Genomic DNA, 18373 nt, shown 5'->3' on the forward strand with positions numbered 1-18373 from the left:
CGCCTCGTATAGCGCATTACATCCGCAGCCCACCGCCCTTTCGGCGGCAAACCGCGGATGTAAAACAAGTTCAGAATCCTTCGTGTCGTCGGGATTGCCTAAGCCCCCGAAACCCACAATCTGGACTGATGGCTTTTACAGGGGATTACTATTGGCAGTATCACTGTGTACAGAACCTCTTCCACCAAAAATAGTTGTACCATGTGCGTAATAACTATCACCAGTGAAATCCCCACATTCATTAGGTATTAGGCCTGCACCACCACCAGCAACCTCGTCCATCAGCTCATCGTCGAGCAACTGTTTTTTCTGTTCTTTTTCCATAATTAATTTAATTTTTAAAGTTCAACAATATATTATTATTTATTTGTTCACGCGTAAGTTTCCACGTCTGGACCCTCGACTACTACGCCTCGAAGTTTTACTCTTCCGCCGTTCACCTCCTCCACTTGCTGCTCGTCGAGCAACTGTTTCTTGTCTTTTTTCTCTTCCATAATGATAAATGTTTTAATTCGTTGAAAATTTCTTCTGCAAAGAAAATGCAAATCGAGAGCAAAAGCAACAAGCTTGCTTGATTGTTTTGCCGAGATGCAGCTTTTCTTCTGCAAAGAAAATGCAAATCGAGAGCAAAAGCAACAAGCTTGCTTGATTGTTTTGCCGAGATGCAGCTTTTCTTCTGCAAAGTTACGGATAAAAATTGAAACTGACGAGCCAAAACGGGAAAAAAGTTAGCCAAAACGGGAAAACTATAATCCCAACGCATATAAATCAGTTTTCACGAGAGAATTGAATGCTTCAATAATCAGATTTTTATTCGGATTATTTTTATTAATGTACATTGACACATAAAGGCGGTAGGATTCATTTTCCATTGAAGCATCAAGTTTTATAAGTTTGTTGTTGCTATAAATATCATACCATCTGTCGAACAAAAGCCTACGTTTCCCTTCCCTTCCATCTGTATTATCACAAGCCATAATCATTGAATTCTCATTCTTTTCAAAAAACTCATTAAGTATTTGCGCTATAGTTCTACCTATCCTAATATCAATCGGATTATGTGTAGAAGAAACATCTCCTTCTGGTTCTATATTGAAAGAATAAGCCTCAATAAAACAGGGATGTAAATAAGACACATTAATAAAATAAGCACGATATTTTACACCGTCCTTTGTAGTAAATCTATAGTCAAAATCATCTGATTTGACTACACTATACGGGAGTGGCGAGCTGTATTCCACGTTCTTTTGCAACTTCTAAAATGTCACCACCATTGCGAATACACTCACTTATCGCCTTTTTGTCCTCAATCAGTTTCAAGAAAACCGATTTAACGTTGTTGTTTCTTTCCATTTGCACTATTGTTTTTATCGTTTGCAAAATTACATAGATTTATTAAGATAACCAAACATTTCGAGCTTTTTTTAGAAAAAAACTGCCACGCTTGCATCTGATGACACGACAAGCGTGACAGCGTGACAAGCGTGACAGGGATTTTTTTCAAGTTGACTCGTCAGCCGACCTTATCTGTCACCACCGTAGAAGCGGTTGGCGGCGCGAAGCTGGTGGCGCATGATGCTTAGGAACTCCTGACTCTCCTGAAGGATGTTGAGATAGACGAGGGAAATCTTCAGGTTGTTGTTGTCGTAGTCGCGCTGCATGCGGTCGAGATGGTGCTTTCGCAGGGTGGAGAGGTCATCCTTCACGCGGTCGGCTTCGGCAAGCACTTCGTCGTAGGAGAGGAAGCGTCCGCTGGAGAGCATCGCCTCGGTGCACTTCATCAGTTCCTCAACCTTGAATCGCACTGGCGCGAACTCCTCAAGACAGCTCTGAGGCAGCGGGTTGAAATTGTTCTCGACATGCTCCTTTACAGGGTCGAGCATTCGCTTGAGGCAGTAGATGAACTGCTGGTTGCTGTTGGCTCCGAGGTGGAACCACGTGTTGCGCTCCATTGCCACGTCGGAAGGCACTCGCTTGAGAGCGAGCATCTCCTTGCGGCGGAACTTCTTGAGCTGGTCGTGCTCGTTGTCGAGGTCGCGCTTGCAGTGGCGCAGCAGGTGTCGGTTTTCGGCTGACAGTCCGTCGAGGATGTTGTCATACTGTTCGAGGGCGAAACGGCTGACGAAGCTCTGCGTGCGCGAGACGTGCTTCTCCAGGAGGTCGAGCACAATCTCGGGGTCTTTCGTCCTCATCATCAGCATGAACACGTCGTCCTTCTTCTCGCTGCGCGACTTGCGCACGTAGGCAATCTGACTCTTCACTACGAGGAACACGGCGAGAGCCATGAAGAGGAACATGGCGAGGAAGCCTCCGAAATACATCGTCATGCACACTATGGCGCAGGCTGCGAAAGCCACTCCGGCGGTGATGAACCATCCGCCGATGACCGAGAGCACTCCAGTGACGCGGAACACTGCGCTCTCGCGGCTCCAAGCGCGGTCGGCGAGCGACGTACCCATTGCCACCATGAAGGTGACGTAGGTTGTGGAGAGTGGCAGCTTATATGTTGTGCCCACTACGATGAGCACCGAAGCCAGCACGAGGTTGACGGCTGCTCGCACCATGTCGAACGCGGCTCCGTCCTCAAGTATGACGTCTTCTTTCTTGAAGCGCGAGTCTATCCAAAGTGCCACACGGTGAGGCATGTATCGCTGCACGAAGCTGCCCATTCCTTGTGTGGCGCGTACGATGCTGCGTGCCGCCTTCGACGAGCCGAACATCTCTTCGCCCTCATCCTGACGTGCGAGGTCAACGCTGGTCTTCACCACGTTCTGCGCCTTCTTTGACGTAGCCATTGCCACGATCATCACCACGCCTGCTCCGAGCAGATAGAGCAGCGGTGTCTTTGCTGAGGTCATCAGCGAGTTCATGAGAAAGGCGTCGTCGCCCTGCGCGCGGCCGTTGGCCATGAAGTCCTGGTAAGAGTCGAGTCCAGCCATTGGCACTCCGATGAAGTTGACGAGGTCGTTGCCGGCAAACGCCATGGCGAGGGCGAAGGTTCCCATGAGCACTATTATCTTGAACACGTTGAAGCGCAGCCAATGGAGCGTCTGCATGAGCAGCGTGCCGAGGACGAAGATGGCGAGCATGAGCAGTACGGTGTTGGTGGTAATCCACTCCTTGGTGTCGGCGGCTATGAACGGCGACTTCGACAGTCCTTTTATAAATATGAAATAGGAGAGCACGGCGAAGGCTATTCCTCCGAACACTGCCACGGTGTAGCGCAGCTTGAGCTTATAGTTGAACGTGAAGACGACTCGCGAAATCCACATCACCACGACTCCGGTGAAGAACGCGATGGCGACGCTGACGAAGATGGCAATGATGACGCTCAGCGCCTTGTCGCTGTTGAGCAGCGCGTCGAAGGTGAGGCTCGGGTCGGCGTGTATCTTGAGCAGGGCGAGTATAAACGTGCCGCCGAGGAGCTCAAACACCAGCGACACGGTGGTCGAGGTGGGCAGTCCGAGCGTGTTAAACATGTCGAGCACGATGACGTCGGTGACCATGACAGCGAGGAAGATGGTCATCACCTCGTGGAACGAGTAGTTGGCGGGATGCATGATGCCGTGTCGCGCCACGTCCATCATTCCCGCGCTCATCACCGCTCCCACGACCACTCCGAGGGAAGCAATGAGCATGATGGTCTTGAACTTCGCCACCTTTGCTCCGATGGCGGAATTGAGGAAGTTGACAGCGTCGTTGCTGACGCCCACAAAGAGGTCGAACACCGCCAGCACGAGCAGGAAGACCACGATGACAAGATAGATGTATTCCATGTGTTGTTTCTACTTTTGTTTGTATTAACGTTTTTATAATTCCGCTGCAAAAGTAGAAACTCTATGTTACACCTTGTTTAAACAGATATTACAATTGTGTTAAATCTTCATTTTCCCTATTTCATCAGGAGCTAATCTTTCGCCGCCCCGGCGCTCACGGGAATATCCACCCAGAACGTCGAGCCTTGTCCGGCATGCGACTCCATGCCCACGTTGCCGTCGAGACTGAGGGCGTAGTGGCGGCACACGGCCAGTCCGAGTCCCGCTCCCTGCACGAAGGAATCGACCTTGTAGAAGCGGTCGAAGATTCTCTCCTTCGCCTCCTCGGGAATGCCGATGCCCGTGTCGGAGACCCATATCCGCAGGAATCCGTTTTCGAGCTCCTTCACTCCCGTCGTGATGTTGCCGTGGCGTGTGAACTTCATCGCGTTGGCCAGATAATGCTTTACTATGTACTGCACGCGCTCCCTGTCGCTCTCCACCATCATCTGCCGCGAGTGGAAGAGATAGTCGATGATGAGGCTGTCGTTGGTATTTTTCGTACGGGCGTGCGACACCTCCTCCTCCACCACTTTGAGCACGTCAAACTTCTCTATGTTGAGCGACTCGCGGTCGTTGTCGGCCTCCACCTTCGAGATGTTCATCACGTCCTCAAAGATGGTGAGCAGCTTGGAGTTGTTTTCCTTGATGATGGCCACGAGATGGTCGTGCTCGGCCTTGTCGGTCACCGTGGTGAGGATGTCGGAGAAGCCTATGATGGCGTTGAGCGGCGTACGCACCTCGTGGCTTATGTTGTTGATAAAAGCCGACTTCAGACGGTCGCTCTCCTCGGCCCGGCGCCGAGCCTCGATGATGTCGTGCTCCATGCGCTTCTGCTTGTCTATATTGAGCGACGCGCCCACGATCACCGTAGGCCGTCCGTCGTCGTCGCGGTCGGCCGTCATGGCATACATCTGCGCCCATGTCCACTCGTCATTGCCGTTGTTGACACGAAACTGCACGTCGGCAAGCTCGGTCTCTCCGGCCACGATCTTCTCCATCGTGTCCTTCACCTTCGTCACATCCTTCGGGTGCACCGAGTCGTAAAACATTTCAATGGCTGTGCCTGGCAGATAAGTCACCACGCCAGCATTGGGGCGGTAGTCGTTCTCTATAGTAAACGTACCGTTCTCCACGTCGTATTTCCACGAGGCGAGCTTCATCACCTGCAGCACCAGTTCGTGCTCCACACCCTGCCGGTTCAGTCCGTTGAGGTGGATGAGAGCCCGCTCAAGGCTCTTCCTCTCCTTCTTCTGCGTCACAGACATTACAGCGAGGAAAGCTATCACCAATGCCGCAATCACCAGCACCACGATATACGTGAGACTGTTGGATGACAGATTTAACAACGAAAATAAAAATATGCAGCCCATATAGTACGTTCATGTTTAAGATTAGACAAATCTTTCTCGTATTCCACGGCAAAGGTAAGCAATATTTTCGACATTGATAATTATTTTTGCGAAAAAAATACGTTTTCACCATAATTTTCCCTTTTTGGGAACAAAAATCACACCTTTTTTATATAAAAATAAGCCAAGAGCTTTGTCAACTCAATTTTTTCACGTATCTTTGTACCGATTTTCTGACACACCATGGATAGTAACAACTTTACACAGATACTGACACAAACCGTAGAACAGCTATCTGACGCCGACTCGCTGAAAGACCTTTTCCATCTTCACCAGGACGGCAACCCGCTTCCTTCGGGCAAAGTGCTCGAAGAAATTATTGATTTGTCGCGCGCCATTATCTTCCCAGGCTACTACGGCAAATCGAAAATAAACAAGCACACCATAAAATATCATACAGGACTGGCAGTGGAGAAACTCTCAAAACTGCTCGAAGACCAAATCCTCGCCGGACTATGCTTCTCCTGCCCACACAGCGGAAAGGGAGAAAACACACCCTGCCGACTCAAGGCACGCCATCTGGCCTTCCAGCTCATAGCCAAGCTGCCCGAGATAAGACACACACTCGCGACAGACGTCGAGGCGGCGTTTCTCGGCGACCCAGCTGCCGACAACCGCGGCGAGATTATCTCATGCTATCCCGTCATCAAGGCACTCACCAACTACCGCATAGCCCACGAGCTACACCAGCTCGGCGTGCCGCTCATACCGCGCATCATCAGCGAGATGGCCCACTCCGAGACCGGCATCGACATCCACCCCGCAGCCACCATAGGCCATCACTTCACCATCGACCACGGCACAGGCGTAGTCATCGGTGCCACATGCGTCATCGGCAACAACGTCAAGCTCTATCAAGGCGTCACGCTCGGAGCCAAGAGCTTCCCGCTCGACGCCGACGGCAACCCCATCAAGGGCATCCCGCGCCACCCCATACTCGAAGACGATGTCGTGGTATATTCAAACGCCACCATCCTCGGACGCATCACCATAGGACGAGGAAGCGTCGTCGGGGCAAACATCTGGGTGACAGAAAGCATGCAACCCAACAGTAAGAAATACAGAAAAGAATAATACATAAAAAAATAAATGGAACAAGAATTTGAAATGATCGCCAAGACATTCATGGGACTCGAACCCGTCTTGGCAAAAGAACTCACTCATCTCGGCGCAAACAACGTGGAGATAGGACGACGCATGGTGTCGTTCACCGGCAACAAAGAAATGCTCTACCGTGCCAACTTCCAGCTCCGCACAGCCATCCGCATCCTCAAGCCCATATCACACTTCAAGGCACTCAACCCCGACGAAGTGTATGAAGGCGTAAAGAAAATAGACTGGACACAGTATCTCGACCTCGACAAAACGTTTGCCGTTGACTCCGTAGTGTTCTCCGAGGAGTTCAAGCACTCTAAATTCGTGGCTTACAAGGTGAAAGACGCCATCGTTGACCAGTTCCGCGAAAAAACCGGCACAAGACCTAACATCAGCGTCGCCAACCCCGACCTCAGACTCAACATACACATCGCAGAGGACAAATGCACACTCTCGCTCGACTCCAGCGGCGAAAGCCTACACCGACGCGGCTACCGACAGGAGAGCGTCGAGGCTCCACTCAACGAAGTGCTCGCTGCCGGCATCATACTCATGACAGGATGGAACGCCGACACCGACTTCATCGACCCCATGTGCGGCTCGGGAACAATAGCCATCGAGGCCGCACTCATAGCCAAAAACATGGCACCAGGCATCTTCCGAAAAGAATTCGCCTTCGAGAAATGGGCAGACTTCGACGCCGACCTCTTCGACACCATCTACAACGACGACTCCGAAGAACGAGAGTATAATCACCACATCTACGCCTACGACATCGACATGAAGGCCGTCAACACTGCCCGACTCAACGTCAAGGCAGCAGGACTATCAGACGTGATCACCGTCGAACAGGCCGACTTCAAAAACTTCACACAGCCAAAAGAGAAGAGCATCATGATCACCAATCCGCCATACGGCGAGCGCATCTCAACACCCGACCTCCTCGGCACATACAAGATGATTGGCGAACGACTCAAACACCAGTTCCTCGACAACGACGCTTGGGTGCTCAGCTACAGACAGGAATGTTTCGACCAGATAGGACTGAAACCATCCATCAAATATCCGCTCTACAACGGATCGCTCGAATGTGAACTACGCAAATACCAGATCTTCGACGGCCGACTGAGAAACTTCCGCGAAGAAGGAGGAATAGTGAAAACCGACGAGGAGAAAAAGTCGATGGCCGAGAAACACCGCTTCAAGAAAAACCGAGAGTTCAAAAAGCGTATCGACGAAAACGAAGAAAACGAAGAGGGCGACATCCGCACATTCAAGTTCCACCGCTACGACCTCGACCGCTTCGACAACAAGCGACGACGCAACGACGACGACAACACCTCAGACCGACGCTCAGACCGACACTCAGACCGAAAGAACGACCGCAAAGGCGACTGGAAAAACGACCGCAAAGGCGGAAAAGGCTTCGGAAAAGGCTTCGGAAAAGGCTTCGGAAAAGCTGGAAAAAATTTCTCTAAGGGCGGAAGAAATTTTAATAATTTTGACGACTATGACGAATAAACTCAAGACAATGGCTACTGCTATCATGGCTACAGCAAGCATAGCTGCCGCTGCACAACAGCTCAAGCAGTTCACACTCGAAGACCTCAACTACGGCGGCAACAACTACCGCAACATGCAGCCGCGGAACATGTTCTTCTCGTGGTGGGGCGACAGACTCATGACGCAAGACCTCGACTATTCTGTGGCCATCAACATGAAAAACGGTAGCCGCGACACCTTATTTAATATAAAGGACGTCAACGCACTGCTCGACGGCGAGAAAATACATTCGGCTTTCTACGCCTTCTGTCCCTATGCTGACAAGACAGAGGTGATGCTCTCCAACAGCAATATACGTCTGCTCTACGACTGGAAACAAAACACCATCGTGTGGCGACAGGACTGCAAAGGCGAACAATATCCCGACTGGAACAAAAAGACGAAAGCAGTGGCCTATGTCGATGCCGACAACCAACTCTGCGTCAGACTCGCCGACAACCAACTCTGCCGCATCACCTCCGACGGCAGCCGAGAAATAGTCTATGGACAGGCCGTTCACCGCAACGAGTTTGGCATCGAGAGCGGACTCTTCTGGAGTCCCGACGGCAGCCGTCTCGCCTTCTACCGCATGGACCAGACAATGGTCACCGACTATCCACAGGTCAACACCTTCGAACGCGTGGCAACTCTCGAACCCGACAAATATCCCATGGCGGGAATGACAAGCCATAAGGTCAGCGTGGGCATCTACGACATCAACACCAAGCAAACCATTTATCTCAACACCGGAGACGCCACCGACCGATATTTCACCAACATAGCGTGGAGCCCCGACGCCACCACGGTCTATATGTTCGAACTCAACCGCGACCAAAACGACTGTCGCCTCGTGGCTTACGACGCCATCAGCGGAGAAAAGAAAGAAGAGCTCTACCGCGAGACAAGCGAGAAATATGTCGAACCGCTCAACCCCATACGCTTCTTGCCGTGGGACAACACAAAGTTCATCTTCCAAAGTCAAAAAGACGGATATAACCATCTCTATCTCTTCGACTTAAAGAAGAAGACATTCACGCAAGTCACAAACGGAAACTTCGTCATCGAACAGCTGCTCGGCTTCAACATCAAGCAGAAAACAGCCATCGTCAGAGCCAACGCCGCCTCGCCCATACAGCGTAACATCTACGCCGTGGATCTGAAAAGCGGGAAACTCTCGCCACTCGACAACGGACGCGGCTCTCACCGCGTGACACTCTCTGAATCAGGCACTTATCTCGTCGATAAATACACCGAGCCCGACGTGCCACTCAATATCGACCTCGTCAACACCGCCAACGCCAAGGCGCTGCGCCTCCACACCGCAGACAACCCATGGAAGGGATACAACATCCCCGAATATTCATCGGGAACAATCAAGGCAGCCGACGGCGTCACCGACCTTTACTACCGAATGGTGAAACCCGTGGGATTCGACCCCACAAAAAAATATCCTACCGTAGTCTATGTCTATGGCGGACCACACGCACACAACATAGAGGCTTCCTGGCACTACGGCAGCCGCTCGTGGGAGACATACATGGCACAGAAAGGCTATCTGCTCTTCATCCTCGACAACAGAGGCAGCGAATGTCGTGGACGCGACTTCGAACAAGCCACCTTCCGACAGCTCGGACAGGTGGAAATGGCCGACCAGATGAAAGGCGTCGATTATCTACTCTCGCTGCCTTACGTTGACAAGGACCGACTCGGCGTACACGGATGGAGCTTCGGCGGATATATGACCATCTCGCTCATGACCAACTATCCCGACGTCTTCAAGGTCGGAGTGGCTGGAGGACCAGTCATCGACTGGAAATGGTACGAGGTGATGTACGGCGAAAGATACATGGACACGCCCGAGACTAACCCCGAAGGCTACGCCAAGACTTCGCTCATCGACAAAGCGAAAAACCTTAAGGGCAAACTGCAGATCATCATCGGAATGAACGATCCGACCGTCGTGCCGCAACACGCGCTACAGTTCCTCGATGCATGCGTCAAAGCCGGCACACAGCCCGACTTCTTCGTCTATCCTGGCGAGGGACACAACATGGCAGGTCACGCCAGCGTCCATCTACACGAACGCATCACTCAGTATTTTGAGGATTATCTGAAATAAAGGAAAGACATTTGCGAAAAATATTTGCAAAAGACATTTGCGAAAGACATTTGCGGAAGACATTTGCGAAAGACATAAGATGAAGTTATACAAGAAGTTATAACGAGCCAACTACAAATAAAAAAATATCTATTTATGAAAATATTACTTTTAGGAAGCGGCGGTCGCGAACATGCACTCGCCTGGAAAATAGCTCAAAGCAAACAAGTAGAGAAACTGTATATCGCACCAGGAAATGCCGGAACAGGCAACTGCGGCGAAAACGTAAACATCGGGGTCAACGACTTCGAGGAACTGAAGAAATTCGTCTATACAAACCATATCGACATGGTCGTCGTCGGACCAGAAGACCCACTCGTGAAGGGCATCTACGACAACTTCGCCAACGACCCTCTCACTTGCAACATCCCAGTCATCGGTCCGTCGAAGGCGGGAGCCGTGCTCGAAGGCTCGAAAGACTTCGCCAAGGCGTTCATGCAGCGACACAACATCCCGACAGCTCGCTATCAGACTTTCGACGGAACAACAGTAGAGGAAGGACTCAAGTTCCTTGAGACTCTCAGCGCACCTTACGTGCTCAAGGCCGACGGACTTTGCGCCGGAAAAGGAGTGCTCATCCTGCCCACTCTCGACGAGGCAAAGCGCGAACTCAAGGAAATGCTCGGCGGCATGTTCGGCAACGCATCGGCTCAGGTCGTGATAGAAGAGTTCCTCAGCGGCATCGAGTGCTCAGTATTCGTGCTCACCGACGGCAAAAACTATAAGATCCTCCCCGAAGCTAAAGACTACAAACGCATCGGTGAAGGCGATACCGGACTCAACACAGGCGGCATGGGAAGCGTCACTCCAGTGCCTTTCGCCACAAAGGAATGGATGAAAAAGGTAGAAGACCGCATCATCCGACCCACCGTCGATGGACTCGCCGAGGAAGGCATCATCTACAAAGGCTTCATCTTCTTCGGACTCATCAACGTCAATGGCGAACCTATGGTGATAGAATACAACTGCCGCATGGGCGACCCTGAGACCGAGAGCGTCATGCTCCGACTCAAAAGCGACATCGTCGATCTCTTCCAAGGCGTGGCTGAAGGCAACCTCGACCAGCGAGCCATCGAGTTCGACGAACGTGCAGCCGTCTGCGTGATGCTCGTCAGCGGCGGCTATCCGCAAGAATACAAAAAGGGTTATCCCATCTCGGGCATCGACAAGGTGGAGGGAAGCATCGTCTTCCATGCCGGCACCGCACTCAACGATGGCAACGTGGTGACCAATGGCGGACGAGTCATCGCCGTCAGCTCTTACGGCGCCAACAAGGAAGAAGCCCTGCAGAAGTCGTTCGAGGAAGCTCAGAAAATCACTTTCACCGACAAGTATTTCCGCCGCGACATCGGAAAAGACTTATAATCCCATCCGCCCGCGCTCAACACCCGCCCCGCTCCCTCAACCGGAGCGCCCGCTCCCTCAACTGAAGAGTCCGCTCCCCGCGCCGCAGCAGTTCCCGACCCTCAACAGAAGCGTCCGCTCCTCCTGCCGCAGCAGCTCCCACTCCCGTTGCCGCCCTGCATTTCAACGCCCGCAGGAAATGTATCAAACATACATAATTAATATAAAAAGAAGACATTGAAGAGATTACAGAACAAGATTGCCGGAAGCAGATTGTCATTACCCACCATGGCCATTGTTGGCGTGGCGGTATGGATGCTTGCCGGAGCTATCTCACAGTGGTTATGGCTGCAGTTCGCATGCTTTGTGTTCAGCTCTTACATCATGGTAGAGCTGAACACAACCTTTGTATTGCTCCGCACATACAGCCGTATGGTGTCCTGCGCATTCATCATGCTCTATTGTTGTTCCGCCTTCCTCTTCCCTCGAGCAGACTGCGGCATTCTCGCCCTGTGCTATGCGGCGTCGCTAATGCCGTTTTTCCATTCTTACCAAGACCGGCTCTCCACGGGATGGACGTTCTACGCCTTCCTGCCCATCGGCATCGCAAGTCTTGTGTGGCAGCAGGTGCTCTTCTTCCTGCCCGTAGAGTGGATGCTCATGGTGTTCTGTCTCAGGTCTATGTCGTGGCGCACGTTCTTCGCTTCGATATTAGGCATCATAGCACCTTACTGGTTTGTGATGCTCTATTTCATCTATGCCGAAGACTGGGAGACGCCGATGCAGCATTTCGCCTCAATGGCCGACTTCTCGCCTATCTTCGCCATCAGCGAGCCAGCCGCCACGCGAGCATTCTGGAACACCTTTGGTTTTCAGCGCGTTGCGTCGTTCCTTTTCATCGTCACGCTCTTTACCATCGGCTCCGTCCACCACTGGCGCACGAAATTTCTCGACCGTGTCAACACCCGCATGTATTACGATGTGTTTATCCTCAACGGCATCGCAGCCATCGTCTTCGCCGTCCTCCAGCCGCAATATTTCGACCTGCTGCTCACGGTGCTCATCGTATGCACCAGCCCCGTCATAGCTCATTTCATCACCCACACCCATAAGCGCATCACCAACATCACGTTCATCGCCATCCTTGCCCTCGCCCTCGCGCTGATCGTGTTCAACATCCTGATGCCACTCAAGGCGACGACGTAGTTAGTAAAACAGAAAGCTTAATAAAGAAAGAAATACAGAAAGATTGATAAAGAATCACAGAAAGATTGTAAAAGAAACACAGAAAGATTGTAAAAGAAACACAGAAATGGATATCATATTAAATTTACTGCTCAGTTACGGATATGTCGGCATGCTCGTCGCATCGTTCATCGCCGGCAGCTTCTTCCCATTCAGCAGCGAGGCGATCATGGTGGGACTTCAAGCCGCCGGACTCGATCCCGTGATGCTCATCATCTACGGCACCATCGGCAACGTGCTCGGCTCGATGTTCAACTACACCATCGGACGAATGGGAAAGATGGAATGGATAGAGAAATACCTGAGAGTGAAAAAGGCCGACCTCGACAAGGCACAACGCTTCATGGCTGGAAAAGGAGCATGGTCGGGACTCTTGACCTTCTTGCCCATCCTCGGCAGCGCCATCGCCATCATGCTCGGATTGATGCGAGCCAATCTGCCCATCGTCGTCATCAGCATCACCATCAGCAAACTCTTCCGCTACGTCATTCTCGTCTATGGCGCCAGTTTCATTCTATAACAAAAGAATAAGTATAAAGGGAACTGAATGCAAGACCTTGAATAAACAAACATTATATCGATAAAAGAAATTGATGAAAACAATAAAGACATTACTTCTCTTCATCACGACCTTCGCCATCTGTAGTTGCGGAGGCGTAAAGAAAGACAAGGCAGTAATCACCGTCAGCATCGAACCGCTGCGCTACTTCGTCGAACAGATCGTAGGCGACAAGGCAGAGGTGGTAACGCTCGTACCAAAAGAGAGCTCGCCCGAGACCTACGAACCTACAGCACAGCAGGTTATCGACCTCAGCAAGAGCGCCATGTATATCAAGGTAGGCAGCCTTGGATTCGAACGTACATGGGGAAAGAAGATTGAGTCGTATTCCGACCATCTCGCCATCATCGACTCGTCTGCTGGAGTAAGCTTCATCTGCTCGTCGGCATCGGGCATCATCGACCAGCACACGTGGATGTCAACTGCCAACGCCCTTATCATTGCAAAAAACATTTACAACGCACTCGTCCGCACCGACAGTCAGAACACACTCTACTACAAGCAGCGCTACGATGCGCTCGTCTCGCGCATCACACGCCTCGACCTTTCCATACGAAAAGCTCTCCTCGCCGCGCCCAACCACTCGTTCCTCATCTATCATCCTGCCCTCACCTATTTCGCCAACGAATACGGATTCCGACAGATTGCCATTGAGGAAGAAGGCCGCGAACCATCTGTCGCATCCCTTGCCGAGGTGATCAGAGAGGCAAAGAGAAACGCCACGAAAATCATGTTCGTGCAGAAAGAGTTTGACAGCCAAAACACCGAGACCGTGGTGAAGGAGACAAAGGCACAAGTGGTGGAAATCAATCCGCTCGACTACAACTGGGAACAGCAGATGACGCTCATCGCCTCCACCCTAAGCAACATGTCGCAGAATTAATCCACAATTCCTCACTCTTCATTCCTCACTCTTAGTTCTCCACTCTTCATTCTCTACTCTTCAATATAAAACATGAAAAAGCTAATTACACTCACCGATGTCACGGCAGGCTACGAAGGAAGACCGCAAATCAGCGGCGTAACGCTCGCCGTCAACAAGGGCGACTTCATCGGCATCGTCGGACCTAACGGCGGCGGCAAAACCACACTGCTTAAGGTGCTGCTCAAGCTCATTCCCACCATGTCGGGGAAGGTGGAATACTGGTGCAACGGAACTCCCGCCGAACGCATCGCCATTGGTTATCTGCCGCAGTTCAGCAATATCGACCGCGACTTTCCCATCTACGTCCTCGACACCGTGATGCAAGGACTCAACAGTCGCAAGCCGTTATTCTCCCGCTTCACCACACATCACCGCCAACTCGCCGTCAAGGCTCTCGAAAGTCTCGAAGTAGCCGACCTCGCACGCCGACCCATCAAAGCCCTCAGCGGCGGCCAACTACAGCGTGTGCTCCTGGCACGCGCCATCGTCAGCCATCCCGACGTCCTCGTGCTCGACGAGCCCAACACATATATCGACCAAACATCTCAAGAACTTATGATGAGCCACATCCGCCAGCTCTCATCAAGCTGTGCCATCATCATGGTCAGTCACGACACCGAACATCTTCGCGACATGGCTTCCACCATCGTAGAAGTTAACGAGCGAGTGACGTTGCTCCCACATTAAAAAACAGTTATCGGCATACCTTATCGCCCTCATCACTTGCTTTTGCACAAGATGTTACACAAAAAAAGTAAAAAATCGGCGTTTTTTTCTTCTTTTCATTCCTTTTTCAGTAACTTTGCACCTTCAAATGCAAGAAAACATAATAAACAATTAATAAAGAATGAAACAGTTTAAGTTGGTGGACAATATCACGGGATGGATTGCATTCATCATAGCAGCCGTTGTATATTGCTCTACGATCGAACCGACAGCCAGTTTCTGGGACTGTCCTGAGTTTATTTCTACAGGATACAAGTTGGAAATAGGTCACCCGCCAGGCGCACCGTTCTTCATGCTCACAGCCAACTTGTTCTCGCAGTTTACAAGCGACCCGTCGCAAGTGGCACGCATGGTCAATATCATGAGTGCGCTGCTGTCAGCTGCCACCATCCTCTTCCTCTTCTGGAGCATCACACATCTCACACGCAAGCTCATCACCGACAGCTGGAACGACATCACACCGGCAAAGCTGATAGCCATTGAAGCATCGGGTCTTGTCGGCGCGCTCATATACACGTTCAGCGACACCTTCTGGTTCAGTGCCGTCGAGGGTGAGGTATATGCCTACTCATCCGCATTCACGGCCGTGGTGTTCTGGCTCATACTCAAGTGGGAAGAGCATGCCGACGAGCCGCATAGCGACCGCTGGCTCATACTCATCATGTATATGACGGGACTCAGCATCGGAGTCCACCTGCTCAACCTGCTCTGCGTGCCGGCCATAGTGCTGGTTTACTACTACCGCAAATATCCCAAGCCAGACGGCAAGGGCGACCTCAAGGGCTCGCTCATCGCATTGGGCATCTCGGTAGTTATCCTCGCCGCCGTCCTCTACGGCGTCGTACCAGGCATCGTCCGCGTGGGAGGCTGGTTCGAACTGTTCTTTGTCAACACTCTTGGCTGTCCGTTCAACACCGGCGAGATAGTTTATATCTTCCTCCTTATCGCCACCATCATCTGGGCCATACGCGAGACCTATTCCGACACCAACATGAAGCGGCAGAACATCGCCTTCCTCGCTTCCATTGCCATGCTCGGCATCCCGTTCTACGGCTACGGCTGGAGCTCGGTTGTCATCGGTATCGTGGTGCTCGCCATCTTGTGGCTTGTGCTGAAGATAAAGAATAAGAAAGGTATCGCACTCGTCTCTGCACGCATCAAGAACACGTCGCTGCTCTGCATGCTCATGCTCATGATCGGCTATTCGAGCTATGCACTCATCGTCATACGATCATCGGCCAACCCGCCGATGGACCAGAACTCGCCAGAGGACATCTTCACCCTCGGCGAATACCTCAGCCGCGAACAATACGGCTCACGTCCGCTTCTCTACGGACAGGCATACACCTCGCAGGTGGCTCTCAGTAAAGAGGGCGACATGTGCCGACCAGTGGCTAAGAAAGGCGCTCCCGTTTATCAGCGCAAGGAGAAAGCGTCGAAAGAAGAGAAAGACTCTTACTTCGTCGTCCGCACAAAAGACGACTACGAGTATGCTCAGAACATGCTCTTCCCTCGTATGTACAGCTCGGCGCATGCCGGAGCCTACGAGAGTTGGATGGGAGGTGTAGAAGGCAACGAGGAGATGTACGACCGATGCGGCGAGTACATTCCCGTTAAGGTGCCAACACAGTTTGAAAACATCCGTTTCTTCCTCTCCTATCAGTGCAACTTCATGTACTGGCGCTACTTTATGTGGAACTTCGCCGGACGTCAGAACGATCTTCAGGGCAACGGCGAACTCGAACACGGCAACTGGATAACCGGATTCGACTGGTTCGACAACTGGCGACTCGGCGACCAGTCGCTGCTGCCTGACGAACTCAAGGAAAACAAAGGACATAACGTCTTCTATTGTCTGCCGCTCATCCTCGGTCTCATCGGACTCTTCTGGCAGTCGCTAAAGAAAGGACAAAAGGGAATACGCCAATTCTGGGTTGTGTTCTTCCTATTCTTCATGACAGGTCTCGCTATCGTCATCTATCTCAACCAGACTCCGATGCAGCCTCGAGAGCGCGACTACGCTTACGCTGGCTCGTTCTATGCCTTCGCCATCTGGTGTGGTATGGGCGTGGCTGCCATCATCGAGATGCTCACCGAGCGTCTCAAGCGCCAGCATCTCGCCATCGCCGCCATCGTAGGCGTGGCTTGCCTCTTCGTTCCAGTGCAGATGGCATCACAGACATGGGACGACCACGACCGCAGCGGACGTTACACCTGCCGCGACTTCGGCCAGAACTATCTCATGTCGCTGCAAGAGAATGGCAACCCCATCATCTTCACCAACGGCGACAACGACACCTTCCCACTCTGGTACAACCAAGACGTGGAGAACTTCCGTACCGATGCGCGCGTATGCAACCTCTCTTATTTACAGACCGACTGGTATATTGACCAGATGTGCCGCCCGGCATACGACTCGCCAAAGCTGCCCATCTCATGGAATCGACTGCAGTACTGCGCCGGAACAAACGAGTATGTCATCATCGACCCGTCTATAAAGCAGCTCATCCAGCAGTGGTATAAGGAAGACCCTGAGACGGCTCGAGCCACACTGGGCGACAACCCCTTCGAACTCAGCAACGTGCTCCGCGACTGGGTGCGTGGCGAGGTGAGTCCTGAGAAGCGAGAGGTGATGAAGATCCTCTCTGGTTCGCGTGGCGACACACACGTCATCCCCACAGACACGCTCTACCTCACCATCGACAAAGAAGCTGTGCGTAAGAGCGGCATGCTCATGGCGGCTGACTCCATCCCCGACCGCATGGCCATCTCGCTTCAAGGAAAGAACGCGCTCTACAAAGGCGACCTCATGATGCTCGAGATTATCGCACAGTGCAATTGGACACGCCCAATCTATGTGGCGATGACTGTTAGCGAGGATAACTATATGAACCTCGGCGACAACTTCGTTCAAGAAGGTCTCGTCAACCGCATCACGCCGTTCACCACCAATAAAGGCCTTACCAAGAACTTCGACACAGAGAAGACTTACGACATCCTGATGAATAAGTTTAAGTTCGGAGGACTCGAAAAGCCAGGCATCTATCTCGACGAGACCGTGATGCGCATGTGCTACACTCACCGCCGCATTTTCGTCCAGCTCGCATCACATCTCATTGCTGAAGGCAAGGACGACAAGGCAGCCAAGGTGCTCGCCCATCTCGACAAGCACATCCCCGACTACAACGTGCCCATCAGCTACATGTCAGGATCCTTCGACGAGGCTCGCGCCTATGCCGCCATCGGCCAAAAAAAGAAGGCCATGGATCTATACAACCGCCTCTGGATCAAGTCAGAACAGTATCTGAAATGGTATTGCTCGCTCGACGGCATGCGTTTCCTCAGCTCACAGCGCGAGTGTATGATCAACATCTATGTCCTCCAGCAGACGCTGCTTGACACTGACACTCTCGACAAAAAATGGAGCGAAAGCCATACACCACGATTCAATTCTCTCGTGAGGTTCTATCAGGACAAGGGCGGCAAGCTTAGCTCAACCAACGAGGAAGAAGAGTATTACGACGAAGAAGTGGAAGAGTAACACCCAGTAAC

The 18373-nt window shown here is 51.8% G+C and carries 15 protein-coding genes; 9 read left to right on the top strand and 6 right to left on the bottom strand.

The genetic code is table 11. The features are described from left to right. Positions 1–135 precede the first annotated feature (135 nt). The 6 genes from CIK99_RS13175 to CIK99_RS13195 all read right to left on the bottom strand — a co-directional run bounded on the left by CIK99_RS13175 (position 136) and on the right by CIK99_RS13195 (position 5188). The gene (locus CIK99_RS13175; protein ID WP_094381952.1) at positions 136–324 is read right to left on the bottom strand and encodes a hypothetical protein; all 189 of its coding nucleotides are present in this window, start codon (positions 322–324) and stop codon (positions 136–138) included. A gap of 47 nt (positions 325–371) precedes the next feature. Beyond that, positions 372–494: a hypothetical protein gene (locus tag CIK99_RS15960; protein WP_256387410.1), complete on the bottom strand. Its 123-nt coding sequence runs from the start codon at positions 492–494 to the stop codon at positions 372–374. Between the two features lie 252 nt (positions 495–746). Further along, entirely contained in the window at positions 747–1241 is a 495-nt protein-coding gene (locus CIK99_RS13185; protein WP_094381954.1) for a DUF6169 family protein, read from the bottom strand. Beyond that, entirely contained in the window at positions 1213–1353 is a 141-nt protein-coding gene (locus CIK99_RS15550) for a hypothetical protein (protein ID WP_173805369.1), read from the bottom strand. The genes CIK99_RS13185 and CIK99_RS15550 overlap by 29 nt, the downstream gene beginning before the upstream one ends. Positions 1354–1523: 170 nt before the next feature. Further along, on the bottom strand, positions 1524–3776 hold the full coding sequence (locus CIK99_RS13190) for an inorganic phosphate transporter (protein WP_094381955.1): 2253 nt from the start codon (positions 3774–3776) through the stop codon (positions 1524–1526). A 131-nt stretch (positions 3777–3907) separates the two neighbouring features. After that, entirely contained in the window at positions 3908–5188 is a 1281-nt protein-coding gene (locus CIK99_RS13195) for a PAS domain-containing sensor histidine kinase (RefSeq protein WP_094381956.1), read from the bottom strand. 222 nt (positions 5189–5410) lie between these two features. Here CIK99_RS13195 and CIK99_RS13200 point away from each other — a divergent pair, with 222 nt between their 5' ends. The 9 genes from CIK99_RS13200 to CIK99_RS13240 all read left to right on the top strand — a co-directional run bounded on the left by CIK99_RS13200 (position 5411) and on the right by CIK99_RS13240 (position 18362). After that, positions 5411–6301, top strand: a complete 891-nt coding sequence (locus CIK99_RS13200; RefSeq protein WP_094381957.1) for a serine O-acetyltransferase — start codon at positions 5411–5413, stop codon at positions 6299–6301. Positions 6302–6316: 15 nt separating this feature from the next. Next, on the top strand, positions 6317–7843 hold the full coding sequence (locus CIK99_RS13205) for a class I SAM-dependent RNA methyltransferase (protein ID WP_094381958.1): 1527 nt from the start codon (positions 6317–6319) through the stop codon (positions 7841–7843). Then, complete coding sequence (locus CIK99_RS13210; protein WP_094381959.1) at positions 7833–9983, top strand: S9 family peptidase; 2151 nt, start codon at positions 7833–7835, stop codon at positions 9981–9983. The genes CIK99_RS13205 and CIK99_RS13210 overlap by 11 nt, the downstream gene beginning before the upstream one ends. 135 nt (positions 9984–10118) lie before the next feature. Next, a complete protein-coding gene (purD, locus tag CIK99_RS13215; RefSeq protein WP_094381960.1) occupies positions 10119–11387 on the top strand; it encodes a phosphoribosylamine--glycine ligase in 1269 nt (422 codons plus the stop codon). A gap of 216 nt (positions 11388–11603) precedes the next feature. Beyond that, positions 11604–12572, top strand: a complete 969-nt coding sequence (locus CIK99_RS13220; RefSeq protein ID WP_144008004.1) for a hypothetical protein — start codon at positions 11604–11606, stop codon at positions 12570–12572. 106 nt (positions 12573–12678) lie between these two features. Further along, positions 12679–13131: a YqaA family protein gene (locus CIK99_RS13225; RefSeq protein WP_094381962.1), complete on the top strand. Its 453-nt coding sequence runs from the start codon at positions 12679–12681 to the stop codon at positions 13129–13131. A gap of 73 nt (positions 13132–13204) precedes the next feature. Further along, positions 13205–14053, top strand: a complete 849-nt coding sequence (locus CIK99_RS13230; protein ID WP_094381963.1) for a metal ABC transporter solute-binding protein, Zn/Mn family — start codon at positions 13205–13207, stop codon at positions 14051–14053. A 72-nt stretch (positions 14054–14125) separates the two neighbouring features. Then, positions 14126–14782, top strand: a complete 657-nt coding sequence (locus CIK99_RS13235) for a metal ABC transporter ATP-binding protein (RefSeq protein WP_094381964.1) — start codon at positions 14126–14128, stop codon at positions 14780–14782. 160 nt (positions 14783–14942) lie between these two features. Next, positions 14943–18362 carry a DUF2723 domain-containing protein gene (locus tag CIK99_RS13240; RefSeq protein WP_094381965.1) on the top strand — a complete coding sequence of 1140 codons (3420 nt, stop codon included), beginning with the start codon at positions 14943–14945 and terminating at the stop codon, positions 18360–18362. Positions 18363–18373 lie beyond the last annotated feature (11 nt).

Origin of the sequence: Prevotella sp. P5-92 (assembly GCF_002251245.1) — a bacterium.
GTDB lineage: Bacteria > Bacteroidota > Bacteroidia > Bacteroidales > Bacteroidaceae > Prevotella.